The sequence below is a fragment of the Bowmanella dokdonensis genome, from assembly GCF_017254865.1.
Classification (GTDB): Bacteria; Pseudomonadota; Gammaproteobacteria; order Enterobacterales; family Alteromonadaceae; genus Bowmanella; species Bowmanella dokdonensis.
Genome location: NZ_JAFKCV010000004.1, coordinates 467,225 through 491,148, shown reverse-complemented (window position 1 = coordinate 491,148; position 23,924 = coordinate 467,225). Strand labels below are relative to the sequence as shown.

Genomic DNA, 23,924 nt, shown 5'->3' with positions numbered 1-23,924 from the left:
CGAGCATTACAACCATGTTCGCCCGCATAGCTCACTGAATTACATGTCGCCTGTTGAGTATGCAAAACAGGCAGCTTAAGCAGGAAAATCTCATTGAGGGATTGGTACTAATCTCGGGGAAAGGTCATGTGGATCATGAATCGCAGAAATCTTAAGTTGAGGAAGGTCGAAACCTTCGCCAAGCATGTTTACACAAACAATAACTTTGTGCTCTCCATTTCTAAGTGCTTCAAGTACTTTTGACTTACCTTTAGTGTTACTATCAATCAAAACAGGATTAAGATCTTTTTCCTTTGCGTAGATCTCAAATACCTCTTTTGCTCGTTTTTTCGATGATGTTCTTGCCATAACAATGTGGTCAAGTTTTTTGTCTAAGTCCTTTCTGAGTATAGAAATAGCTTTTTTGGCTATAGCTTCATCTGACTTTTCCTCAACAAACTCTCGCACAGGGTGAAACTCTATAGGCTTAAAGTATCCATCATCTTGAGCTTTTTTTAATGGGTAATTAAATATAATTTTACCTTCTACTCTCGAACCATCACTTCTAAATGAAGTTGCAGTAAATTGGAATACAGATTTATCTCGGAAGCTAGACTTAACTTGTGCCCATGTAGTAGCTGTAACATGATGAGCTTCGTCAACAATCAAATGAGTACATTCCTGCGTAAGTTTGTCGAAATACTCTTTAGAAAATTTAGATAGAGAGGCTGCTGATGCAATTAGCACATTAGCATTAAGGATTTTTGATAAATCGGAAGGTTCATCTATACCATGTTTTATAGTTGATACGATTGGATTAAAAACTTCATCACTAACAAGCCTCAATTTTCTAAGCAAACCAAGCTGAACAAATTTATTTTTAGTTTGTTCCCTTAAGGCATCAGATGGGACAATAACAAGAGTTTTTTTGAACTTACCTGCAACCACTATAGATAGAATTGTCTCTGTTTTTCCTGTCCCCGTTGGCATGACAACAGTTGCAGCACTTTTTTCATCCGACCTTTCATAGCCGAGAGCAGCGAATATTCCGCCCAATTGTGGAGGTCTTAGTCCAGCGACACCTAGTTTCTCGTTTTCCTCAATAAAAGAAAAATTAGATTTACACCATGATTCAAATATATCTTCTGCTGAGCTTTGTTGGTCATTTATTGGTTGCCAAGTTACGGTGCTACTTTTAATTTTTATTTCTTGCATCAAGTTCTTCCTTGTTGAAAACAATATTCTGACATTTAACACAACCACACGTGGTCAGGTCTTGCACCGTGCACTGTCCCACTCTTAGCTCACCCCGCCCATCAAAGTGTCACCAGTAAACACTTCCTCTCACCTCCTGGTCAAATTTTTATAAAAATTAAGCGCTTACCTCTGCAGGCAGGTGAAAAACCCAGTTTCAGCGGCCCTCTGCGTGAGCAGAGGGCCCGCCTGCAAACCTTTTTCTTACAGATAGAGAAAAGGGTGGGAGGCAGTGTTGGATTGGCCTTCGCAGACTCTCTGAGACAGGGATGGCGAAGAGAAGCCCCCAGGGAGGGGTTCACGGCGTGTCTGCGAAGGCCAATCCGGCGCTGCCTTTTGGTCTTCTTTATTTGGTTTTAGACACAGAAGTATTGTGTATTTCTGATAGAGATCCCGAAACGAGTTCGGGATGAAGGCTTTCACGACCCAACCCCATAAACAATACAAACAAAAATGCCCTCGGTTAAGAGGGCATTTTGCATCTTTTTGACCGTTATAGCCTAAGCTTATTCAGGTAACTATGTTACTGAAATAACTGCTTTTTTTACTATCGGTAGGTGTCCGTCGCCGGGCAGGAACACACTAGATTCCGGTCCCCAAACACATCATCAATACGGTTCACTGTGGGCCAGAACTTGTTGCGGCGTACCGCATCGGCCGGGTAAGCGGCCAGGGTGCGGCTGTAACTGCGGTTCCAGCTTTCATCACAGATATCGTCCAGCGTATGCGGGGCGTTATGCAGCGGGTTGTCGGTGTCGTTCCACTCGCCGCTTTCCACCTTGGCGATTTCTTCGCGGATGCTGATCATGGCATCGCAGAAACGATCCAGCTCGGCCTTGGCTTCGGATTCGGTGGGCTCGATCATCAATGTACCGGCGACCGGGAAGCTCATGGTCGGGGCGTGGAAGCCGTAGTCATTCAGACGTTTGGCCACGTCCATTTCGGTGACGCCTGAGGCTTCTTTCAGATCACGCAGATCGATAATGCACTCGTGGGCCACCCGGTCATTCCGGCCTTTGTACAGTACCGGGAAATGACCGGTCAGACGCTTAGCCACATAGTTGGCGTTTAAAATCGCCACTTCGGTGGCTTTTTTCAGGCCTTCGCCACCCATCATCTTGATGTACATATAGCTGATGGGCAGGATACTGGCGCTACCCCAAGGGGCGGCAGACACCGCACCGTTGTCACGACCGGTGACATCGATAGCCACCACCGGGTGGTTGGGCAGGAAAGGCGCCAGGTGCGATTTCACACCGATGGGACCCATGCCGGGGCCACCGCCGCCGTGCGGGATACAGAAGGTTTTGTGCAGGTTCAGGTGCGACACATCCGAGCCGATATGGCCGGGGCTGGTCAGGCCCACCTGGGCGTTCATGTTGGCGCCGTCCATATACACCTGGCCGCCGTGCTCATGCACGATATCGCACACCTGCTTGATGGTCTCTTCGTACACGCCGTGGGTGGACGGGTAAGTCACCATGATACAGGCCAGGTTTTCGGCCATCTCGGCGGCTTTGGCTTTCAGATCCGCCAGGTCCACGTTACCGTTCTTGTCGCAATCCACCACCACGACCTTGTAACCAATCATCTGCGCCGAGGCCGGGTTGGTGCCGTGGGCAGAGCTTGGGATCAAACAGATATTGCGGTGCGCATCGCCGCGGCTCTCATGGTACTTGCGAATCGCAATCAGGCCGGCGTATTCGCCCTGGGCACCGGAGTTGGGCTGCATCGACAGATTGTCATAGCCGGTGATTTCAATCAGGGCGTCGGACAACTCGTTAATCATTTCCTGATAGCCCTGGGCCTGATCGACAGGCGCAAACGGATGCAGTTTGCCGAACTCCGGCCAGGTCACCGGGATCATCTCGGCGGTGGCGTTAAGCTTCATGGTGCAGGAGCCTAAGGAAATCATCGAGTGGTTCAGCGCCAGGTCCTTGTCTTCCAGGGACTTGATATAGCGCAGCATCTCGGTCTCACTGTGATAACTGTTGAACACCTCGTGGGTCAGGATGTCCGTGGTGCGCAGCAGCTCTAAAGGAATCGAGTGGCTGCCTTCGGTGGTGATGGCTGCATCCAGTTTCGCCACCTCCAGGCCATGTCCCTCCCCCAGGAAGATATCAAACAGCTTGGCAATATCGGCACGGGTGGTGGTTTCATCCAGGCTGACCCCCAGCATGCCGTCCAAATCGGTGCGCAGGTTGACCTCGGCGGCCAGGGCACGCTTCACAATCTCGTCCTTGTTGTCCACCTTCACCGTGATGGTGTCAAACCAGGTGGAGTTAAGCAGGGCCAGGCCTTTTTGCTTGAGGCCGGTGGCCAGAATATCGGTCATCCGGTGGATGCGGCTGGCGATGGTCTTCAGGCCCTTAGGACCGTGATACACGGCGTAGAAAGAGGCCATATTGGCCAGCAGCACCTGAGCGGTACAGATGTTGGAGTTGGCCTTTTCGCGGCGGATATGCTGCTCACGGGTTTGCAGGGCCATACGCAGGGCAGGCTTGCCGCGGGTATCCTGGGACACGCCGATAATCCGGCCGGGCAGGGAACGCTTGTGCTCGTCACGGGTGGCGAAAAACGCCGCGTGTGGACCACCGTAGCCCATGGGTACGCCAAAGCGCTGGGCACTGCCAAGCACGGCATCGGCGCCCATCTCACCGGGGGATTTGAGCAACACCAGGCTCATGATATCGGCGGCCACTGTGACCACGGTTTTATTGGCCTGCAGATCCTTGATCAGGGTCTCAAGATGGGTGATGGCACCCGTGGTCCCGGGGTATTGCAGCAACGCACCGAACAGGTCGTGCTGGGTTGCCTCGTCGGCCGGGGCGACCAGGGTTTCAAAGCCGAACATCTCGGCGCGGGTCTGCACCACATTGATGGTCTGCGGATGCACGTCGTCGGCAATAAAGAACAGGTTGGCTTTCTTGTTCTTGGACACGCGCTTGGCCAGTGCCATGGCTTCGGCGGCCGCGGTACCCTCGTCCAGCAGGGAGGCAGAGGCCAGCGGCAGCCCGGTCAGGTCAATGGTCATCTGCTGGAAGTTCAGCAGCGCCTGCAGACGGCCCTGGGCGATTTCAGGCTGGTAGGGGGTATAGGCGGTATACCAGCCGGGATTTTCCAGCACGTTACGCAGGATCACGTTGGGCGTAAGGGTGTCGTGATAGCCCATGCCGATGTGAGAACGAAAAATCTTGTTCTTTTTGGCCATGGCTTTGAGGTTGGCCAGGGCTTCAGTTTCTGTCTGACTCTCTCCCAGCTTCAGCGGCTGTGGCAGGCGAATGGCGGCCGGTACCGTCTGCTGAATCAGATCGTCCAGGGAACTGGCGCCCACGGTTTCCAGCATGCTGGCCATTTCGGCTTCACCGGGTCCAATGTGACGACGAACAAAATCCTGCTTTTGTTCCAGTTGTGACAGAGAGAGGTTGGTATCAGACATTTTGCATCTCGGTTTGGGTTCAGGCCGACCGTGTTACCGGTCAGTCATCAGGGTCAGTGCCTTGCAAAGATAAAGAACGAAAAGTTTTAAACCTTTGAAAGCCTTGCTCTTCGGGCTTTGTAACTGCTTTGTTGCCGGGCCAATAAAAATGGGGCCAGACTCGCGTCGACCCCATCTTTCTGGTAAAGAATCAATCTTCTTCTATGCTGCTTTCGTAGCCTTCGGCATCCAGCAGGTCGTTAAACTCGCTGTCGTCCTCGGCTTTGATACGGAACATCCAGCCGTCACCGTAAGGGTCGGTATTGACCAGCTCAGGAGACTCTTCGAGGTCTTCGTTCACGGCGATAATCTCTCCGCCGATGGGGGCATAGACATCAGAGGCGGCCTTGACCGACTCGGCTACGGCCACGTCGTCGCCGGCGGCAACGGTGGAGCCCACTTCCGGCAGCTCAACAAACACCATATCGCCCAGCAGTTCCTGGGCATGCTCGGAAATGCCGACAGTGTAAGTGCCGTCGCCTTCAGGACGGACCCACTCGTGAGACGCGGCATAACGCAATTCAGACGGGATGTTACTCATTGGAATTCCTCTTAAAAATGGGGCCAGAGTCCAAACGAATCTGCCCTCTTCTTATTTGTTCTTATGGGACCAGAGATAATTGGACTCCGACCCCATTTTTAATCACTTATCACTGTTCAACTTTTTTGCCGTTGCGGACGAAGCTGGGCTTGACCACTTTTACTGTAACCCACTTTTTGCGCATTTCCACTTCGGCCGTCTGGCCTACAGTGGTGGGCACCCGGGCCATGGCGATGCTGTAACCCAGGGTCGGTGAGAAGGTACCAGAAGTGATCACCCCTTCGCCACCCTCGACCTTCACCTTCAGGCCGCTTCGAAGTACGCCCTTTTCTTCCATCACCAGCCCCACCAGCTTTTCTTTGCCGCTGCGGTTGTACTCTTCCAGGGCTGAGCGCCCCATAAAATCACGCTCTTCAGGCAACCAACTGATGGTCCAGCCCATATTCGCTGCCAGGGGCGAGGTGTTCTCGTCCATATCCTGGCCGTACAGGTTCATGCCCGCCTCCAGGCGCAGGGTATCCCGGGCGCCCAGGCCACAGGGCTGAATATCGGACATCTTCAGGCGATCCCAGAAGCCGGGGGCCTGGTCGGCGGGCACCATGATTTCATAGCCGGCTTCGCCGGTATAACCGGTGGTGGCGATAAACAGATCACCGGCCTGTACGCCGAAAAACGGCTTCATGCCTTCCACGGCGGCTTTTTGCTCGTCGCTGAACAGACTGCCGGCCTTTTCTTTGGCATTGGGGCCCTGCACGGCAATCATGGCCAGATCCGGCTGCTCGGTGATGGTCACGTTGAAACCGTCGGCGACCTTGTTCAGCCAGTTCATGTCTTTTTCGCGGGTGGCGGAGTTCACCACCAGGCGGTAATCGTCATCGGCAAAGTAATAGACAATCAAATCGTCCACCACCCCGCCCTGTTCGTTGAGCAAGCCGCTGTACAGGGCCTTGCCCTTGTCTTTGAGCTTGGCCACGTCGTTGGCCAGCAGGTAACGCAGGTAGGCCTTGGCCTGGGGACCTTTGACATCGACAATGGTCATGTGGGACACATCAAACATGCCGGCATCACGGCGCACTGCGTGGTGCTCTTCAATCTGTGAACCGTAATGGATGGGCATTTCCCAGCCGTGGAAGTCGACCATTTTGGCACCGGCTTCCAGGTGTTTGGCATGCAGGACTGTCTTGTTGGTCATAGCGTTACCTGAAGATTAGGATCAAAAAGTGGCCTGATTATAGGAGTTGCGTCCGGCCCCAACAAATTGGAAATCTAAATGGATAGATTAAGATTTGTTATGTATTATTCCGCCATCATTAAATATGCTGATATCGGGATGAGGCGTTAGGCGTGAGGCGTGAGGCGTGAGGCGTGAGGCGTGAGGCGTGAGGCGTGAGGCGATTGTGGTCATCACTCCACAGGTCGCAACTTTTATTGCGCCACCCATGACTTTTTGTCTCCCTTGTCTGAATTATTCGTTGCATTGTCAGTTCGGACCCTCTCCCTTCACCCCTTACACAAAAACCATGAAACAACTGTCATTAGATAATTTGCGCGCCTTTGTGGCGGTAGTGGATCTGGGCGGCTACGCCCGGGCCGGCGACTATCTGGGCCGTTCCCAGCCGGCCATCAGTCTGCAGATCAAACGCCTGGAAGAGCAGCTTGGCCGCAAGCTGTTCAGCCGCCAGGGCCAGCGCCAGCAGGTCAATGCCGATGGCATGCAGCTATACCAGCATGCGGTACAGATGCTGGGCATCAATGACGATATTTTCCGTCAGTTTGAACAAAGCCAGTTATCAGGACAATTGCGCCTGGGCCTGCCCAGCGAATTCGCCACCCGCCTGCTGCCCAGTATTATCGGGGATTTTTCCAAGGCCTATCCGGATGTAACGTTAGAGGTGACCTGCGATTTGAGCAAGTCGCTGCTGGATAAGGACAAGCGCAAGCAGTTTGATCTGATCCTGGCCCTGGATGACATGGCCACAGATAACCAGCCCGAAACCCTGCTGCAGGATGAGCTGGTGTGGGTGGCCAGCCCCAGCTACCGCCTTGTGGAAGAACAAATCGCCCTGGTGGTGGCGCCCAAGGGCTGTATCTACCGGCAACGGGCCCTGGACAGACTGCAGGGGGCCGGTCAGCGCTGGCGCATCAGTTATACCAATGCCGATATCGGTGGGATCACTGCGGCCCTCAAGGAAGGGTTGGGCGTGACGGTGCTGGCTCGCAGTACCCTGCCTGCGGATCTTGCGCCAATCCGGCACAAATCGCTGCCGACGCTGGGCAAGGTGGGCATCAACCTGTTTATCCAGTCCAACAAACATCCCCAGGCCAGTCGCAAGCTGGCGGAATTCATTCGCTCGCGACTGGGCTATCTGTCGAATTAACTCATCAGATGTCGGTATAAAGGACGCAAACCGGTTTGCGTCAGGCAACTTTCTGAATTAGCTTTAAATTCAATACCCTGTGTTTGTGAATTACTCCATGCTTGCAGGTAGACGTCCCCCCTGCCGTTGCATTGTCGCCATGCTGAGCCTGATGGCCTGTGGTGCGTCGGCGCAGGAAACCGACCCGGCAGAGCTGTTTTCCCTGTCATTTGAGGAACTGCTCGATGTGCAGGTGGTCACCTCCAGCCGCCGGGAACAGACGCTGTCCCGGGCTGCCGGCATCCTGTCGGTGGTCAGCCGCGAACAAATCCTCGCTTATGGGGCCAAAGATCTGGCCGATGCACTGGAGCTGGCGCCCGGCACCCTGACCATGGGCACCTATATGTTTCCCGTCAACAGCCTGATGCTGCGCGGCGACCTGCCTGGCCAGTACAATACCCATGTTTTGTTTCTGCTTGACGGCTATCCCCTTCGCGAGGCTCAGAACGGCGGCTCGGACCTGGCTTTTCTGCGCGCTTTTCCCATTCGCCTGATTGAACGCATCGAGATCATCCGCGGGCCAGGATCGGTGCAATACGGTAGCAATGCCTTTACGGGCGTGGTCAATATTATTACCCGCAAAAACCCACCCACCGGCCAGCAAGCCCATGCCGCTTTGGGCAGCAATGGAGAAGCCGGTGCGGAATTCAGCCACGCTTATGGGAGCAAGCCCTGGCACACCAGTCTGGACGTGCATTATTACGAGGATGACAGCAACTGGCTGAGCGCCTTCGATGAGACGGGCAGTTCTTACCGGCGCAATTACTTCCAGCAAAACCTGGGGCTCCGGGCCCGCGTGGACTGGCGGGACTGGCAGTTAAGCTACCTGTATGCCTACAGTGACTCCGGCCATGTGGGCACCCTGCCCATAGCCGGCCTGTACACCGAACAGGCCCATATTGAAGCGGAACGGCACTGGCTGAATCTGAGCACCCGCCAGGCGCTTTTTGGCGGTGAGCTGTCCCTTGGCCTTACTTACAATGGGCTGCGTAATGACTATGTGAATCCCGGCCCCCAGCCAAGCTATATGGACGGACAGGACTGGCAATGGGACCTGAGCTGGCAGACCGCTTTATCGATAAAGACATCCCTGATTGTCGGCATGGATGTGCAACATAACAGCGGCGATTCGGCCGGTGAGCATGTGCAAACCGGTCACGTGACCATAGTGCCGGACTATCAGGTGCACCACAGTCGCTGGTTCGCCGAGCTGTCCCATCAGTTTAACCCGGCCTTTGCCCTGGTTGCCGGGGTCCAGTGGAACAAGCCGGACAGATCAGGGGGTCATCTGTCTGGTCGCATGTCGGCCAACTACCACTGGCAGAACGGCGCCTTTATCAAATTACAGTACGCCGAGGCGTTCCGGGCCCCTTCCCTGCTGGAGCAGGACATCGCCCTGCAGGGGGTGGTGATCGGCAATCCTGACCTGGCGCCGGAAACGGCCGATACCTGGGATCTGCAATGGGGCTATCGGTCCCCTGCCCTGTTTACCGCCTTCAGCGTCTTTTATACCCGTACCGAGGATATCATTACACGCCAGGCGCAACCCGGCCAGACGGCCAGCTATTTCAACTTTGGACAGCAGCGTTTAAAGGGGCTGGAGTGGGAAGTTCTGTGGCAGCCCCCAGACCAGCATATGAGGGTGGATTTTTCCTGGACCTATCAGCAAAACAGCCTGGCAGGTGAAGCGGGGGACAATGCCAGCGGCATGCCCCATCATCTACTGAAACTGGGTTTATCGGGTGATTGGCAGGGCAAGTGGGAGTGGGGAATACACGTTCTGCATGCCCGGCAATGGGACAACCACAAGGACGCCCTGGACGTTAACCCGCAGAATCATACCCTGACCAATCTGCGTGGCCGCCTGGCCTACCGTTTTAATCCTGCCTGGCAGGGCTGGCTGACGGTAGAGAACGGTCTGGATGAAACCTGGTGGCAACCGGAAACCACCCGCAAAGTGGTGAATACCCAGCCCTACTACGAGCGGGGCCGACGGACAATGGCTGGCGTCAGCCTGAAGTTTTAGGTGCCCGGTTGTCAGCCGGACGGCTTATCCGCGGACCAGCTTCCAGCCCATGTGGGCCATCGCCACCAGCGCCAGCAGATAGCAGTAAAACACATAAGGCACTATGGCCACCGGCGAGATTCCCAGGCTGGCGCCCAGCAACAGAGCCTGGGCACCGTAGGGGATCAGTCCCTGCACGATGCAGGCAAAAATATCCAGCAGGCTGGCACTGCGTTTAGGGTCGATCTCACCATGGATTGCCAGCTTCCTGGCCGCCTCGCCGACCACTATGATGGACACCGAGTTGTTGGCGATGCAAAGATTGCTGACAGCAATCAGTGCGGCGATGGCAAAGCTGTGACTGGCATGGGCGCTGCGGGATAGCTTCTGTGAAAAGGCATGCAGTCTGCCCACCAGGTAGTCCAGCCCGCCCTGATGGCGCATCAGCGAGGACAAACCGCCGATCAGTATGCTGAGCATGAAGATTTCCTGCATGGAGGTAAAGCCGGCGTAAATATCAGTGGCCAGGGAATTGAGTGGGTAATCGGCCTGCCACAGTCCCATCAGCGCGCTGCTGAGGATCCCTATGGTCAGTACCGCAAACACATTGACGCCGGATACGGCCAGTCCCAGGATCAACAGATAAGGCAGGGCCAGCCAGAGGTTTCCCGGCTCCACCACTACCGGCTCCGGCTGCGGACTGACCCAGGCAAACAGGGCCAGGGTGACCAGCGCGGCCGGCAGCGAGACCTTGAGGTTTTCCATAAACTTATCGCGCATCTGGCAACCCTGGGTACGGGTGGCGGCAATGGTGGTGTCGGAGATAATGGACAGGTTGTCGCCGAAAATAGCCCCGCTCATCAGCACCCCGGCCATCAGAGCCGGTTCGATGCCGGTGGCCTCAGCCATGCCCAGGCCGATGGGCGCCATCGCCGCCAACGTACCCATTGACGTGCCCATGGCCGTGGACACAAAGGCACCGAGCAGAAACAGCCCTGGCAACAGGAATTGGGCCGGGATCAGGTTTACCCCAAGGGCGACGGTGGCGTCGACGCCTCCGGTGGCTTTCGCCACGGCAGAGAAGCCTCCCGCCAGCAGAAAGATCATGCACATGGTCATGATGTCCTGGTGCCCCGCCCCTTCGGTAAACTGGCTGATGGTGTGGCTCAGGGATTCTTTAGACAACCAGACCGCCAGCAGGATGGCCGGTAGCACGGCCACCGGCGCCGGTAGCTGGTAAAAGGCAAATTCCACGTCCTGGGACTGGTAATAGAAACCCGCACCGAGAAACAGCAACAGAAACAGGGCCAGTGGCAGCAGGGCAAGCTTGCCCCGGGACAACAACAATTCAGACAAACGACTTCTCTCTGATTGGGACGTTTAGACGTCTGGAAGTTTAAATATCAACGGGCAGCGAAACAAGCTTTATTCTTGCAACATATGTCGCTACCTTAGCGCTTTTTATTTCTTACCCTGCCTGGCGCTGACTGTCCATGAAAAGATTGACCACCGACCGCTTGCTGTTACGTCCCCTGACCCTGGAGGATGCCGGCGCGTTGAACCGGCTCAACGCCGATCCGCAGGTGATGCGTTATATCGGCCCGCTGCAGGACAGTGTGGAGAAAACCCGCCGGTATCTGATGGACGGGCCGATGGCCGACTACCACAAATACGGCTTTGGCCGCCATGCGATGCTGCACCGGGCCTCGGGGGAGTTTATCGGCTTCTGTGGGCTGAAATATCTGCCCGAGCTGGACGAAGTGGATGTGGGCTACCGGCTGCTGCCGGCCTACTGGGGCCAGGGGCTGGTTACCGAGGCGGCCTTGGAGACCATGCGTTTTGGCCGCGAAGACCTGGGGTTAAAGCGCATCATTGGCCTGGCCATGCCGGATAACCAGGCCAGTATCAAAGTACTGGAAAAACTGGGCATGCACTTTGAAAAACAGCTGGCGCATCTGGGCACCGAATGCGTGTGTTATTGCTGGGAGTGTGAACAAGCGTCTTAGCGCAAAGACATAAAGGGCAAGCACAACGTGGTTCTGTGCAAGTTAGGGGCATATGGGGTTGGCTTCAACGGACCTGGCTGGTAATCAATTACGCATAGGCAATGGGGGCAGGACAATATCAATGACCCTGCCCCATGGGTCGGAGAATACCTAGTCATTGCCCTTGCACTCATCGTTTAGTTTCAGCGCACACCATAGAGCTGCTATCCCGCCATTAATAAGAGATTCCTTTTTAATCTCAGAGCTTCTGTCTCTGCCATCTTCCTTATCCATTGCCTGCTGGTGTTCAATGGTTTGCTTCGCTGCTTGTTGGGTCACCATCCCGCCCTCCACACTGGCACAGGATTGCGCAAGGAGGGAGCTAGCAACGATCAAAACGAGTTTGGTGTTCTTCATATAAGTTTCCTGTTGGTCCAATTTGGAAAGAATCGTCGTTAATTCAGTCATCAGGGCATCGACAGCATTGGGAGCCTTGAGAACTTCTTGCACTGACGGGGCTTCCCGTTCCCTGCGCCCCTGACCCTCTGTGCTTCTTGACTCTGTGTTTACTTCAGCAGGGGCTTGGCCAGCTCGTGTAATTCACCGTCCAGGCCGGCGGCCAGTTTCATGGCCTGGCGTTTGGCCAGGGGCAGTTTGTCCATTGCACTGACGCCAAGCCCGCGGATCAGTTTTTTCAGTGGGTGTTGTCCGTCAAACAGACCTTTAAACAGCTGCATGGCGGCAATCAGTTTCACCGCTTCGCTCTTGCGCCAACGCTCATAGGGGCGCAGGTTGGCAGCAAGGCCGATATCCTCTCCCCGCTCATGCAGCATTTGCAACCGTTCGGCCAGGGCGGCCACATCCATCAGGCCCAGATTGGCCCCCTGCCCGGCCAGGGGATGAATGGTATGGGCTGCATCGCCGGCCAATACCAGACGGTCGGTAAGCCACTGCCGGGCAAATCGCATGGTCAGGGGAAAGCCGATACGCTCGCTTGTCAGCTTACACAGCCCCAGTTGATTGTCGAAGGTGGCTGATAACTGTTTTTCAAACTCACCGGTATCCATCGCCAGCAATTCATCGGCCCGCTGGGTTTGCTGAGACCAGACAATAGAGCACAGGTTATCCTGGTACAGGGGCAAAAAGGCCAGCGGACCCTGCGGCGTAAAAACCTGGCGGGCGCAGTGCTGATGGGGCAGTTGGGTTTCGATGGTGGCCACCAGCGCTTTGTGCTGATAGTCGGCAAAGGTCACCGGCAACCCGGCCTGCTGGCGAATTCTGGATTGGGCGCCGTCCGTGCCCACCAGCAATCTGGCTTTCAGCAGACGACCATCGGCCAGCTCCACTTCGGCCAGTTCAGAATTAAGTTCAAAACGGCTGATGCCGGCTGGGGCCAACAGCTCCACATTATTGGCGGCCAACAGTTCTTCCCACAAGGCATTGATCAGCACCTGATTTTCGATGATATGGCCCAGGTGGGGCTGATGCAGATCCTGATGATTAAACTCAATGCGGGCAAAGCTGTCCTGCTCCCACACCTGCATCTGCCGGTAAGCACAGAGTCGCTGTGCTTGCACGGCCTGCCAGATACCCAGGCGACGCAGCAGGTTTTCGCTGGCCTGATTGATGGCGCTGACCCGCAGTTCCGGATCTTTGGCGAGCGGCCGCAAAGGCAGGCGCTCATCGATCAGCACCAGCTTCAGCGACCTGTGCCTGAGGGCGGCGGCCAGACTCAGTCCAACCATCCCTCCTCCAACAATAATCAGATCACAATCAGTTTTCATGTATATCCCATGGCGCGCCGCGCCAGGCTGGACTTGGCGCCGCTGAACTGGTCCAGCAGGGCCAGACCAAGATTGCGGCCCACCACCAGCGGAAAGTATTGATTGGAGAAGAGTCGAACCAGAGAGTCAGTCATGCCGATGACCCTTTGTTGATCGCTCTGGCGGGCCTGCCGATACGCCCTTAACAGTGCATAGCGACCGGGGTCCTGCCCCGGGTCGGCCAACAGCAGACCGGCCAGGGCCTGCACATCACGAAGGCCCAGGTTGAAGCCCTGACCGGCGATCGGGTGCAGGGTATGGGCGGCATTGCCCACCACCAGGGTACGATGGGTACCGGCTTGTTCGAGCCTTTGCAACATTAAAGGATAAAAGCCGCGCTTGCTGATCCGCTCCAGCCGCCCCAGATCGTAGCCAAAGGCATCCTGCAGCCTTGCCAGCAAATCCGCATCGGACAAGGCGGCAAATTCAGCCTGCTGCGAAGACTCCAGGCTCCAGACCAGTCCGGATACTTTTTCAGACACCGGTAACAGGGCCAGGGGACCACTTTGGGTAAAACGCTCGAAGGCCAGGTATTGATTGGGCTCCTGAGTCTGGACATTGGCCACCAGCGCCACCTGCTGATAATCCTCACTGCGGGTGTTCAGATTCAGCATGCGGCAGGTTGGTGAGTGGCCTCCATCAGCCGCCACCAGCAATTTGCAGCCAAGCACCTGGCCGGATGTCAGGGTCAGCACCACTTGTTCCTGCTCCAAGCGGATATCGGACAAGGTGTCGGGGCAATACCAATCGACGGCTTTGTCCTTCAGCGACTCAAACAGCATCTGTCCCAGTTGCTGTTGGCTGATGACCCAACCCAGCGCGTCCACGCCCTGGTCTTGGTGATCCAGGTAACACTGGCCCAGATGGCCCTGATCGGTGATTTTGATGCGATGGATGGGGTAAGCAGTCCTGCCCAGTTGCTCAGACAAGCCCAATGCGCGCAGATACTCTGCCGAGTGCCTGGCCAGGGCGATGGTACGGGCATCGAAGCCCGGATGCTCGCCGCCGCTGCCGTATTCCCTGGCCTCCACGATGGCCAGTTTCAGGCCAGCCGCTGCCAGCCCCAGGGCCAGCAGGCAGCCCACCGTCCCCCCGCCGACAATCAGCACATCATAGTCTTTCATCAGCCCTTTGACTCCGTGGCCATCAGGGTCTCAATCTCGCTGATCTGCTTGGGCGCCGAGACGGTAAGATTCTCATACCCCGCTGCGGTTACCAGCAGATTATCCTCGATGCGGATACCGATACCGCGCCATTTCGGATCCACTTGGGCATCCTGCGCGATATAGATACCCGGCTCCACTGTCAGTACCATGCCCGGCTCGAAGGGGCGATCCTGGCCATCCAGCTTATAGTCCCCCACATCATGCACATCCAGTCCCAGCCAGTGTCCCAGTCCGTGCATAAAATATTGTCGGTAGGCTTTCTGCTCCAGGTTTTGTTCCAGCGTGCCGGATAAAATACCCAACTTAAGCAGCCCCGCACAGATAACCCGGGCAGCAGCGTCGGTGGCCATGGCCAGGGTATCCCTGGGGCGAATATGTTCAAAAGCGGCGAGCTGGGCATCCAGCACCAGTTGATAGAGGGTGGCCTGCTCCTGGCTGAAACGGCCACTGACGGGAAAAGTACGGGTGATATCGGCCGCATAACCCTGCAATTCCGCACCGGCGTCGATCAGCACCAAATCCCCGTCCCTGAGTTCATCGCTGTTTTGCGTGTAGTGCAGGACACAGGCATTTATGCCGCCCCCCACTATGGTGCCGTAGGCAGGATGGCGGGCACCCTGCATGGCAAATTCGTGATGCAGTTCTGCTTCCAACTGATATTCAAGCCTGCCGGGCCGGCAGAACCGCATGGCCCGTTGATGAGCCTGGGCGGAAATCTCAGCGGCCCGGCGCATCAGGGCAATCTCGGCCGCAGATTTGAGCAGACGCATTTCGTGCAGCCAGTCACGTACATCCATCAGCGCCCTGGGGGCCACACGGCTCTTCTTCGGTGCGCTGCGCAGCTTGTCCAGCAGGCCGAATAACCGCTGATCCAGATGGGCCGAATGGCCCTGGGCAAAATACAACACCTCACAACCGTCCAGCAATGCCAGCAATCGCTCATCGGCTTCCTCCAGGCTAAAAGCCTGGTCCACCCCCAGAGTGCGGGGAGCGGCCTGCGGTCCCAGTCGCCTGCCCTGCCAGATCTCGGCCTGGGGATCTTTTTCCCGGCAAAACAGAACAGACTCCTGGCCAGTTTGGGTCTTGCTCAGCACCAGCAGGGCTTCCGGCTCGTTAAAGCCGGTCAGATAACAGAAGTCGCTGTCCTGACGAAAGGGATATTCCGTATCGCGGCTGCGGGTCACTTCCCGGGCGGCGGCAAGGACGCAAACGGAATGGTCAGACATTTTTGCCAGCAGTCGCTGGCGACGTTCGGCGTATTCGCTAAGAGTAATCATCCCTGCAACCCCGTCAGTGGATGGTCTTAGACTGCTTGAGGGCCTGAGTTTTGCTGCGCCCCAGCTCGTTGAAACAGAGCATGGCCGAAACCCGCACATACTCGATGACTTCAAACAGAGCCTGCTCGGATGCTTCGTCCTCCGTCATTTCCTCATCCATGCGACTGATTTCAGCAAAATCTTCCAGCGCTTCCTTGACGTCTTCAGAACAACGGGTCAGATCCGCCTGATGCAGGCCAAAGCCCAGCATAAAACCCTGTACCCACTTGACCAGCGCCTGACCACGGTCATTGATGGGGCAGGCATCGTCCGGCAGGCATAAGGACAGGGCGAAGTCCGCCCCCATCAGTTGCTGACAGGTTTCGTCATAGAGTTTCAGCAATTCCTCCCTCACGCGGGCAGGCAGGGGTTCACCCTGATTGGTGAAGTCGGCCAAGGCCTCCAGCCACTCCCGGTTTTCAGTGGCCATGCCACCACCGAGCATACCGGCCATGATGCCTTGAATCTCTGCCGCATCACTGCTGATACCTTCCTGCTCCAGCAGGGAGGATAACTCGTCAAATACTTTACTCAGGTTGTTCAAACCAGCGCTCACTCAGATGGGATCTCTTGTGCTTATCTTAACGCCAATAACCAGGCGGATACAGTGAATCGGGCAAACAAGCAACATGCTGTTGGAATAGCAGGCAAACAGGACGGATTGCACTGGTGTTGGAGGGGGGATGGGGCCTATAATGACATTCTCAATCAGACAGGAATGGCCGGAGAGCGGGATACCGCCATTAGCATTCCCTATTACCGACCTGAACGTCACAGCCTGGCTGGACGGGTCACTGTCTCAGCAGATTTTCACTCGCCGGTGGCGGGGAAGAGTCTCAGAACAACCGATTGAATTTATACGACGCTCTGTTGACTAACAGAGTGTTTGACAGTTTTGTCTCCTGGGGTGTTCGCCAGTTCAGTCATGTCCCTGGCCGATGCTATCACCTAAGGGGGTTGATTCGGCTGCTTTTGTGCAAGCTCGGCTTGTACCGAGAAGCCTACGGTAGTGATGATACCCCCGCCCTGAACTTTTCGGTTCAAGGGCTCAAACTGAACAGCGGCACTTTGGGAGACGCCTATTCTTTAGCCGCCGGCGCCTCGGCGGTACGCCAAACGCTTTCCATCGCCTCTTCGATTAGATCCAGGCTGGCCCCATGACGGTATGAGTCATGTTCGGAAGGCACCACAATCTCCCTGAACGCATAAGGTTGATGAGCACTGGCATAGGGTACTACCCCATCGCTAATCCGCTCACAGTCATCCGGGCAGGCATATCGGGTATTATTTCCCACCACCGAATACCACTCTACCCAGTCTGCCGCCGGGATAGCCGCCAGTTCGTCCATCAGTGGATGCCCCGGCGCCAGCACCTGGATACTGTTAGGGCCGAAATCCCCCAAGAACGGTAGCATTTCGCCGGTCAGAACCTGTTTTAACTGACCTCCAAGCCTGGCAAACAAGCCGGTAAAGCGTCCCGGCAGGGAAACCATAGCCGACGCCACAGAGCCCAGGGTAGAAGCCGCCATGGCGCTGCCTCTATGGGGAGTGTCGAGGGTAACCAGGGCCTTCACATATGGTCTGGCAGAAAAGATGAAAATATCTTCCACCTGGGCCAGGCTGTCAGGATCCAACCCGAGTTGATCCGGCTTGACTGTGAAGGTGCGCTTCCACAATCTGTCTCCGCTGTCGGTAACATACATCCGGGCAACAATACCGCCCATGCTGTGTCCCACCAGCAGCATATTGTTCACCGCTAAATCATCCAGCGCAGGAGACAGCGCATGCCTGAGTTTCTCGGTCACAACCCGCAACCGCATGGCATTGAAAAAAGGCGGCGGGCCGCTGGGGTAAAAGGCATGCCAGACCTGGTAACGCTTCGCCAGGTCTGGGCGGGTAAATATACGCCAGCTAAGGTGGCTCCAGATATAGGGATTGGAGCTCAGGCCATGGATCATCAGGACCGGGATCTTGTCAGGCGAATAAGGCTCCAGCAGGTAAATGCCCAGCCGCTCCTCCACCTTGTCTGCATCAAACAAACCAGACCAGCTGATGGCGTCCAGATCGGCATGCTCCAACAGCATCAGGTAGGCGGTGCCGGCATCCAGCGCCAGTGGATAAAGGTTCTGTCCTATGTGCCAGTTACTGCGCTGCTGCTGGTAAATGCCTTCTAGCTGCAGATGCAGATTCGGCCCATCCACTGCAAAGTCCTGCAGCACCAGGCTGACCCCTCTGAAGATCCCCTCCGGGGGATACCACCTGTCCCTACCCTGACCGGTATTGGCACGGTAAGCGGCAAGAGGCACGCCCAAGCCCGCGGGAGTATCGGCAGACCGGCTGTAACCCAGCGCCGTCAGCTCTGTTTCAAACCAATATCGGCTGAATAGCTGCCCGCTCTCATCAATGGGCAGTTGCAGGCTGAGGGTCAGCCCAGGCAATGCTTTATTCCCGGCAAACGAACCTTGCTGGTAAAGCAGTCGGGCAAGCTGCTCCAATTGTGTGTTGTAGCTCTGGATAAGCCCAAAGCGAAGCTGGGGATCTGTCTCGATTCTGCCCAGCCACAAATGAGTGCAAACCAACCGGATAGCCCGTTGCCAGTCATCCGGTGGCTGCGGTGTTGAGCTGGTCAGGCAATGTCTGAGCTGAGACTGTGTCAGTTTCCGCCCCGTGGCCAGTTGTGTCAGCAGTGAGGTCCGGATCGACTCGGACATGGGACTTTTCGACACTCCGGGGACCGAATTCTGCAAGGGCTGCCATTGCACGAACCTGGCGCTGCTGCAGCCGGACAGAGCGGCAAACAGCACGCCCAGAGTCAGATAACGCAGAAAGAGAGACATCAGCCATAGACTCCCGAAGATCAGATACAAGACAGAATAACAGGCAAGTCTGCGCTGGGATTTACCCTTCCACATCATTCTATATTTTAGAATACAATGCCGATAATTTTGCAATTTTAATTCGCATTAAATGAATCATAATAGATTCGTCTTACACACATCGTCCCTAAACTGAGGAAATTGACATGAAAACTGAAATACTGAAAATTCACACAGACTCCACCCTTGGCGCCCTGATCAATCTTGTCGGCCGTATCCTGCTGATAGGACTGTTTCTGCTGGCCGGCATCAGCAAAATCGGCGCCTATGACGCTACCGCCGGCTGGATGAGCAGCATGGGTGTCCCCGGCGGCCTGCTGCCGCTGGTGATACTGGCGGAGGTGGGCGGCGCTGTTGCCCTGGTGATTGGCTTCCAGACCCGGCTGGTCGCTATGCTGCTGGCCGGCTTTACGCTGGTGTCGGCGCTGATCTTCCACCTGGATTTTGCCGATCAGACCCAGTTCCTGATGTTCTTCAAGAACCTGTCTATTGCCGGAGGATTCCTGCTGCTGATGCTCCAGGGGGGTGGAAGGTTCAGCCTCGATGCCAGGCTCAATAAGTGAATCTGTGCCCTGCGGGGCACTTTTTTTTGTCCCCCACTTGCGAGATCCTATGCCTTACCGACACTCAATACTTGTACCCCACGCCGATCCCCGTCAGGCTTAGGGGGTCCAATCAGGTAATAAACGGTGTATTCAGATGCAAGTCGCCCCTTGTACAAAAGATGAAAATGCCAGGCTGCGCGCCCTGTATGATTACCAGATCCTGGACACGGAGGCAGAAAAGTCTTTCGACGATCTTACCCGCCTGGCTTCCTACCTGTGCCAGACGCCCATCGCCCTGATCAGCCTGATCGATCCCGAACGCCAGTGGTTCAAGGCTCGGGTGGGCCTGGAGGTCAGTGAAACCCCAAGGGATTTGGCTTTTTGCGCCCATGCCATCCACGGCCGGGATGTCATGGAAGTCCAAAATGCCCTGCAGGATCCGCGCTTTGCCGACAACCCGCTGGTCACCGGCCCCCCCAATATACGTTTTTATGCCGGCGCGCCACTGCTGACCCCGGATGGTCATGCGGTGGGCACTCTGTGTGTCATTAGTGATAAGCCGCACAGGCTCAGTGATGAACAAAGACAGGGGCTGCATGTCCTGGCTAGGTCCGTGATTTCACAACTGGAATTGCGCAAGACGGTACGCAGGCTGACCCAGGTCAGCCAATACAAAAGCGATTTTCTGTCCAACATGAGCCACGAATTGCGTACCCCCTTAAATGCCATTCTGGTCTGCAGCCAGTTGCTCAGGGAACAGCTTCCCGGTATTACCGGGAAGCCTTTTTCCGATTATCTGGAACATATCCATTTCAGTGCAGAGCGACTGCTGGCGCAGATAAACAGCGTGCTGGACTTAAGCAAAGTGGAAGCCGGCAAGATGACGCTGAACCCTGTGCAGATTGCCCCGGCGGAATATTTCCATCGCCTGCACAGCATGATGAGTGCCCAGGCCGCCGAAAAGTCTCTGCTATTCGAGCTGGAGCTACACGAAAGCCTGCCGGGTCAATTGCTGGTGGACATGGAAAAACTGGCTCAGATCCTAATCAATCTGTTGTCCAATGCCATCAAGTTCACGGCGCCGGGCGGGCGGGTCAGCACCCATGTCTACAGCCTGGATGAACGGCTTGAAATAGTCGTCAGGGACACGGGCATCGGCATCGCGCCCCAGGACCAGCAGCGAATTTTCGGCCGTTTCGAACAGGTACCCGGGGCCCATGCAAAACAGGGCACCGGTCTGGGGCTGGCCATCAGCAGGAGCCTGGTAGAGCTGATGCAGGGTGAGCTGAAACTCTACAGTGAGCCAGGCGTGGGCACCCAGATAAAAGTGCGCTTACCCCTGGAGCAGGCCCTGTCGCCTGTGCCGCAGGTCCGGCCCGCTCAACCGGCCTTTGCCCTGGACAAGCAGATCCTGCTGGTGGAGGATGACAGCATTAATCAACAGGTGGCCAGGGCCCTGTTTGCCAGCCTGGGACTGGATATCCACATCACCGGTAGCGCCGAACAGGCATTGGAGCTGGTGCAGCAAAGTCCGCACTTTGACCTGATCTTTATGGATAGGCATTTACCCGGCATGGACGGGCTGAGTTGTTGCCGGCAGCTTTATGCGCAGGGTATCAATGCGCCTATGGTCATGCTGTCGGCCGACCTGCATCTGCGCGACAGCCTCGCTCAACTCCCCTTTCCGGCTCTTGACTTTCTGGCCAAACCCCTGGACAAACAGGCACTGATAAAAATACTCAACAAGCTGATTCCCGAGGATGGCGAAAATTAACCCCGCAGCATTACGACAACATTACCGCCAGCGCAGACGCAGCCTGACAGAGCAGGAGCAACAGCAGGCCTCCTGCAGGGTCAGGCAACGCTGTGAAGAGCTGCCACAGTATCAGCGGGCCCAACGCATCGCCCTGTATCTGGCCAATGACGGTGAACTGGATCCGACCCCTTTAATCCAGGCCTGCTGGGAGCAGGGCAAAGAGGTGTTTCTGCCGGTACTGCATCCCTTTTGCGCCGGCTATCTGCTGTTTGTGGCGTACCGTCCAGACAGCACCATGGCGGCCAACCGTTTTGGTATCGCCGAGCCCCCCATCCATTGTCATACCCTCTGCCCCCTGAACCAACTGGATCTGATCTTCGCCCCGCTGGTGGCCTTTGACCACAACGGCAACCGTATGGGCATGGGTGGCGGCTTCTATGACCGTACCCTCAAACCTATTCATCGTGACCACCTGAGCACACAGGTGCTCGGCCTGGCCCATGACTGTCAGCGGGCCGACCTGCTGCCCGTACAACCCTGGGATATTCCTTTGCACGGCATTGTCACCCCCGGGGGAATTTTTACCCCTTGAGGGTCAGTTAGCCGTTAACTTGCCGTGCTGTTTTCAGGTAGGCTAATAGGATAACCAACCAGCCGGATTGACCCATATGAACCAGAGTGAACTGAAAAAAGCCGCTGCCCTGGCAGCCCTTGACTATGTTGAAGACGACGCCATTGTCGGGGTCGGTACCGGCTCGACTGTGGGCTATTTCATCGAAGGGCTGGGCAAGCTGCGCAACAAGATCCAGGGCGCCGTGTCCAGCTCTGATGACTCCACTGCCAAGCTAAAAGCCCTGGGCATCGAGGTCTTCGAACTGAATAACGTGGACAGCCTGGATATTTATGTGGACGGGGCCGACGAAATTACCCCGCACAAGCATATGATCAAGGGCGGCGGCGCAGCCCTGACCCGGGAGAAAATCGTCTCTGCGGTGGCCAAGCGCTTTATCTGTATTGTCGACGCCAGCAAGCAGGTGGATGTGCTCGGCGAGTTCCCGCTGCCGGTCGAAGTCATCCCCATGGCCCGCTCCTATGTGGCCCGTGAATTGGTCAAACTGGGGGGCGATCCGGTCTGGCGGCAGGGGGTGGTGACAGACAACGGTAATATTATTCTGGATGTGCACAACTTTAAGATCCTCGATCCGGTGAGCATGGAACGTGATATCAACCAGATCCCCGGGGTGGTGACCAATGGCCTGTTCGCCAAGCGTGGCGCCGACGTGGTACTGGTCGGCACCGAGCAAGGGGTCAGGACCCTTTAGCCTGATACCCGGATCCAGCGACCGGCCTGCTGCCGGTCGCACAGAAAAATCCCTTCCAGACCGCCCCCAGATCTGTTAATTTAGACGTCCAGACGCCCATAAACCATTTTCATCACGGAAACCCACATGAGCAAAGTGTCACTGCCAAAAGACAAAATCCGCATCCTGCTGCTGGAGGGCGTTCATCAGAGCGCCCTGGAGACCCTCAAGGCCAACGGCTATACCAATATCGATTACCTCAAGACCTCGTTGCCCGAGGAAGAGCTAATCGAACGGGTTCAGGATGTGCATTTTATCGGCCTGCGTTCACGTACGCAGTTGACAGAGAATGTCATAGAGGCAGCGCAGAAACTGGTAGCAGTGGGGTGCTTCTGCATCGGCACCAACCAGGTGGATCTGGATGCCGCCCAGCGTCGCGGTATTCCGGTTTTCAATGCTCCCTTTTCCAATACCCGTTCGGTGGCAGAGTTGGTACTGGGGGAGATCCTGTTGCTGTTGCGCGGTATTCCGCAAAAAAACGCCCTGTGTCACCGGGGTGGTTGGGACAAGAGCGCCGCCGGCTCCTACGAGGCCCGGGGCAAAACACTGGGCATCATAGGCTACGGGCATATCGGCACCCAGCTCAGCATTATGGCCGAGCATATCGGCATGCGGGTGCAGTTTTATGATATCGAAGACAAGCTGGTACTGGGTAACGCCAGACAGATCAAGAGCCTCAGCCAGTTGCTGAAGACCTCGGACGTGGTCACCCTGCATGTACCTGAGACCCCCCAGACCAAAAACATGATTGGTCCGGCCGAGCTGGATGCCATGAAACAGGGTGCAATACTGATCAATGCCTCCCGCGGCACGGTGGTGGATATCGACGCCCTGGCCGACAGCCTGCGTGAGAAACACCTGTCCGGCGCCGCCATCGACGTGTTTCCGGTGGAGCCCAAGTCCAATAACGAGGAATTTATCTCGCCCCTGCGCGGCCTGGACAATGTGCTTTTGACTCCCCATGTGGGGGGCAGCACCCAGGAAGCCCAGGAAAATATCGGCGTGGAAGTGGCCGGCAAACTGGCCAAATACAGCGACAACGGCTCTACCCTGTCGGCGGTAAATTTCCCGGAAGTCTCGCTGCCGGAGCACATCGGTCGTTCACGCCTGCTGCATATTCACCGCAATATTCCCGGTGTCCTGACCAAGATTAACCAGGCCTTTGCCGAGATGAACATCAACATCGCCGCCCAGTACCTGCAAACCACACCGGAAATCGGCTATGTGGTCATCGATGTGGACACCGATGACTCCGAGCAGGCCTTCCAGCGGCTCGCCGGCATCGAAGGTACGATCAAGACCCGCATTCTGCACTGACGTCTGATACGCCTCTGGGGCGGCTAGCGCCCCTTAGTTCTTTGGACTATCCCGGTCTTTACCAGTCAGACAATCAGGGTATAGTAGAGGCTATCCTTACGGGCG

General features: G+C 56.1%; 20 protein-coding genes and 1 other RNA gene. 10 read left to right on the top strand and 11 right to left on the bottom strand.

Annotation, left to right across the window (positions count from 1 at the left end; translation table 11 throughout):
- On the top strand, positions 1–79 hold a 79-nt coding region (locus J0A66_RS23805), incomplete at its 5' end, for an integrase core domain-containing protein (protein ID WP_144020606.1).
- Between the two features lie 11 nt (positions 80–90).
- Here J0A66_RS23805 and J0A66_RS10235 read toward each other — a convergent pair.
- From J0A66_RS10235 to gcvT, 4 genes are all read right to left on the bottom strand, one after another.
- A complete protein-coding gene (locus tag J0A66_RS10235) occupies positions 91–1,194 on the bottom strand; it encodes a DEAD/DEAH box helicase (protein WP_206573699.1) in 1,104 nt (367 codons plus the stop codon).
- Between the two features lie 586 nt (positions 1,195–1,780).
- On the bottom strand, positions 1,781–4,672 hold the full coding sequence (gene gcvP, locus J0A66_RS10230) for an aminomethyl-transferring glycine dehydrogenase (protein ID WP_206573698.1): 2,892 nt from the start codon (positions 4,670–4,672) through the stop codon (positions 1,781–1,783).
- A gap of 190 nt (positions 4,673–4,862) precedes the next feature.
- Complete coding sequence (gene gcvH / locus J0A66_RS10225; RefSeq protein WP_206573697.1) at positions 4,863–5,252, bottom strand: glycine cleavage system protein GcvH; 390 nt, start codon at positions 5,250–5,252, stop codon at positions 4,863–4,865.
- Positions 5,253–5,361: 109 nt separating this feature from the next.
- The gene (gene gcvT / locus J0A66_RS10220) at positions 5,362–6,444 is read right to left on the bottom strand and encodes a glycine cleavage system aminomethyltransferase GcvT (RefSeq protein ID WP_206573696.1); all 1,083 of its coding nucleotides are present in this window, start codon (positions 6,442–6,444) and stop codon (positions 5,362–5,364) included.
- Between the two features lie 328 nt (positions 6,445–6,772).
- Between gcvT and J0A66_RS10215 the strand changes: the two genes are divergently transcribed.
- Both J0A66_RS10215 and J0A66_RS10210 read left to right on the top strand, forming a co-directional pair.
- Positions 6,773–7,630 carry a LysR family transcriptional regulator gene (locus tag J0A66_RS10215; RefSeq protein ID WP_206573695.1) on the top strand — a complete coding sequence of 286 codons (858 nt, stop codon included), beginning with the start codon at positions 6,773–6,775 and terminating at the stop codon, positions 7,628–7,630.
- Between the two features lie 97 nt (positions 7,631–7,727).
- Positions 7,728–9,695: a TonB-dependent receptor plug domain-containing protein gene (locus J0A66_RS10210; protein ID WP_206573694.1), complete on the top strand. Its 1,968-nt coding sequence runs from the start codon at positions 7,728–7,730 to the stop codon at positions 9,693–9,695.
- A 24-nt stretch (positions 9,696–9,719) separates the two neighbouring features.
- On the opposite strand, the gene J0A66_RS10205 is transcribed toward J0A66_RS10210, so the two are convergent.
- Positions 9,720–11,030 (bottom strand): Na+/H+ antiporter NhaC family protein, encoded by a 1,311-nt coding sequence (locus J0A66_RS10205; protein WP_241264118.1) that lies wholly within the window; start codon positions 11,028–11,030, stop codon positions 9,720–9,722.
- 137 nt (positions 11,031–11,167) lie between these two features.
- Between J0A66_RS10205 and J0A66_RS10200 the strand changes: the two genes are divergently transcribed.
- Positions 11,168–11,680, top strand: a complete 513-nt coding sequence (locus tag J0A66_RS10200) for a GNAT family N-acetyltransferase (protein ID WP_206573693.1) — start codon at positions 11,168–11,170, stop codon at positions 11,678–11,680.
- A 150-nt stretch (positions 11,681–11,830) separates the two neighbouring features.
- On the opposite strand, the gene J0A66_RS10195 is transcribed toward J0A66_RS10200, so the two are convergent.
- Genes J0A66_RS10195 through J0A66_RS10175 form a run of 5 tightly spaced genes read right to left on the bottom strand, consistent with a single transcriptional unit; the run spans position 11,831 to position 16,508 of the window.
- Positions 11,831–12,169 carry a hypothetical protein gene (locus J0A66_RS10195; protein WP_206573692.1) on the bottom strand — a complete coding sequence of 113 codons (339 nt, stop codon included), beginning with the start codon at positions 12,167–12,169 and terminating at the stop codon, positions 11,831–11,833.
- 56 nt (positions 12,170–12,225) lie between these two features.
- Positions 12,226–13,443 carry an FAD-dependent monooxygenase gene (locus tag J0A66_RS10190; RefSeq protein WP_206573691.1) on the bottom strand — a complete coding sequence of 406 codons (1,218 nt, stop codon included), beginning with the start codon at positions 13,441–13,443 and terminating at the stop codon, positions 12,226–12,228.
- A complete protein-coding gene (gene ubiH / locus J0A66_RS10185) occupies positions 13,440–14,606 on the bottom strand; it encodes a 2-octaprenyl-6-methoxyphenyl hydroxylase (RefSeq protein ID WP_206573690.1) in 1,167 nt (388 codons plus the stop codon). Before ubiH ends, J0A66_RS10190 begins: the two co-directional genes overlap by 4 nt.
- On the bottom strand, positions 14,606–15,925 hold the full coding sequence (pepP, locus tag J0A66_RS10180; protein ID WP_206573689.1) for a Xaa-Pro aminopeptidase: 1,320 nt from the start codon (positions 15,923–15,925) through the stop codon (positions 14,606–14,608). The genes ubiH and pepP overlap by 1 nt, the downstream gene beginning before the upstream one ends.
- A gap of 13 nt (positions 15,926–15,938) precedes the next feature.
- Positions 15,939–16,508 carry a UPF0149 family protein gene (locus J0A66_RS10175; RefSeq protein WP_206573720.1) on the bottom strand — a complete coding sequence of 190 codons (570 nt, stop codon included), beginning with the start codon at positions 16,506–16,508 and terminating at the stop codon, positions 15,939–15,941.
- Between the two features lie 352 nt (positions 16,509–16,860).
- Here J0A66_RS10175 and ssrS point away from each other — a divergent pair.
- A non-coding RNA gene (ssrS, locus tag J0A66_RS10170) (6S RNA) lies at positions 16,861–17,043 on the top strand.
- Here ssrS and J0A66_RS10165 read toward each other — a convergent pair.
- The gene (locus J0A66_RS10165; RefSeq protein ID WP_206573688.1) at positions 17,044–18,801 is read right to left on the bottom strand and encodes an esterase/lipase family protein; all 1,758 of its coding nucleotides are present in this window, start codon (positions 18,799–18,801) and stop codon (positions 17,044–17,046) included.
- 185 nt (positions 18,802–18,986) lie between these two features.
- On the opposite strand from J0A66_RS10165, the gene J0A66_RS10160 reads away from it, so the two are divergent.
- The 5 genes from J0A66_RS10160 (at position 18,987) to serA (ending at position 23,819) form a co-directional block, all read left to right on the top strand.
- Complete coding sequence (locus tag J0A66_RS10160) at positions 18,987–19,403, top strand: DoxX family protein (RefSeq protein WP_206573687.1); 417 nt, start codon at positions 18,987–18,989, stop codon at positions 19,401–19,403.
- A 136-nt stretch (positions 19,404–19,539) separates the two neighbouring features.
- Positions 19,540–21,159, top strand: coding sequence for a hybrid sensor histidine kinase/response regulator (locus tag J0A66_RS10155; RefSeq protein WP_206573686.1), 1,620 nt, complete (start codon positions 19,540–19,542; stop codon positions 21,157–21,159).
- On the top strand, positions 21,146–21,733 hold the full coding sequence (locus J0A66_RS10150) for a 5-formyltetrahydrofolate cyclo-ligase (RefSeq protein WP_206573685.1): 588 nt from the start codon (positions 21,146–21,148) through the stop codon (positions 21,731–21,733). The genes J0A66_RS10155 and J0A66_RS10150 overlap by 14 nt, the downstream gene beginning before the upstream one ends.
- 76 nt (positions 21,734–21,809) lie before the next feature.
- A complete protein-coding gene (rpiA, locus tag J0A66_RS10145) occupies positions 21,810–22,463 on the top strand; it encodes a ribose-5-phosphate isomerase RpiA (protein WP_206573684.1) in 654 nt (217 codons plus the stop codon).
- Between the two features lie 126 nt (positions 22,464–22,589).
- Complete coding sequence (gene serA / locus J0A66_RS10140) at positions 22,590–23,819, top strand: phosphoglycerate dehydrogenase (protein WP_206573683.1); 1,230 nt, start codon at positions 22,590–22,592, stop codon at positions 23,817–23,819.
- Positions 23,820–23,924 lie beyond the last annotated feature (105 nt).

What these genes read in the sequence shown, in the direction of transcription:
- J0A66_RS10235 (WP_206573699.1), bottom strand. Translation starts at nt 1,194, where the DNA reads ATGCAAGAAATAAAAATTAAAAGTAGCACCGTAACTTGGCAACCAATA.
- gcvP (WP_206573698.1), bottom strand. Translation starts at nt 4,672, where the DNA reads ATGTCTGATACCAACCTCTCTCTGTCACAACTGGAACAAAAGCAGGAT.
- gcvH (WP_206573697.1), bottom strand. Translation starts at nt 5,252, where the DNA reads ATGAGTAACATCCCGTCTGAATTGCGTTATGCCGCGTCTCACGAGTGG.
- gcvT (WP_206573696.1), bottom strand. Translation starts at nt 6,444, where the DNA reads ATGACCAACAAGACAGTCCTGCATGCCAAACACCTGGAAGCCGGTGCC.
- J0A66_RS10215 (WP_206573695.1), top strand. Translation starts at nt 6,773, where the DNA reads ATGAAACAACTGTCATTAGATAATTTGCGCGCCTTTGTGGCGGTAGTG.
- J0A66_RS10210 (WP_206573694.1), top strand. Translation starts at nt 7,728, where the DNA reads ATGCTTGCAGGTAGACGTCCCCCCTGCCGTTGCATTGTCGCCATGCTG.
- J0A66_RS10200 (WP_206573693.1), top strand. Translation starts at nt 11,168, where the DNA reads ATGAAAAGATTGACCACCGACCGCTTGCTGTTACGTCCCCTGACCCTG.
- J0A66_RS10190 (WP_206573691.1), bottom strand. Translation starts at nt 13,443, where the DNA reads ATGAAAACTGATTGTGATCTGATTATTGTTGGAGGAGGGATGGTTGGA.
- ubiH (WP_206573690.1), bottom strand. Translation starts at nt 14,606, where the DNA reads ATGAAAGACTATGATGTGCTGATTGTCGGCGGGGGGACGGTGGGCTGC.
- pepP (WP_206573689.1), bottom strand. Translation starts at nt 15,925, where the DNA reads ATGATTACTCTTAGCGAATACGCCGAACGTCGCCAGCGACTGCTGGCA.
- J0A66_RS10165 (WP_206573688.1), bottom strand. Translation starts at nt 18,801, where the DNA reads ATGTCTCTCTTTCTGCGTTATCTGACTCTGGGCGTGCTGTTTGCCGCT.
- J0A66_RS10160 (WP_206573687.1), top strand. Translation starts at nt 18,987, where the DNA reads ATGAAAACTGAAATACTGAAAATTCACACAGACTCCACCCTTGGCGCC.
- J0A66_RS10155 (WP_206573686.1), top strand. Translation starts at nt 19,540, where the DNA reads ATGCAAGTCGCCCCTTGTACAAAAGATGAAAATGCCAGGCTGCGCGCC.
- J0A66_RS10150 (WP_206573685.1), top strand. Translation starts at nt 21,146, where the DNA reads ATGGCGAAAATTAACCCCGCAGCATTACGACAACATTACCGCCAGCGC.
- rpiA (WP_206573684.1), top strand. Translation starts at nt 21,810, where the DNA reads ATGAACCAGAGTGAACTGAAAAAAGCCGCTGCCCTGGCAGCCCTTGAC.
- serA (WP_206573683.1), top strand. Translation starts at nt 22,590, where the DNA reads ATGAGCAAAGTGTCACTGCCAAAAGACAAAATCCGCATCCTGCTGCTG.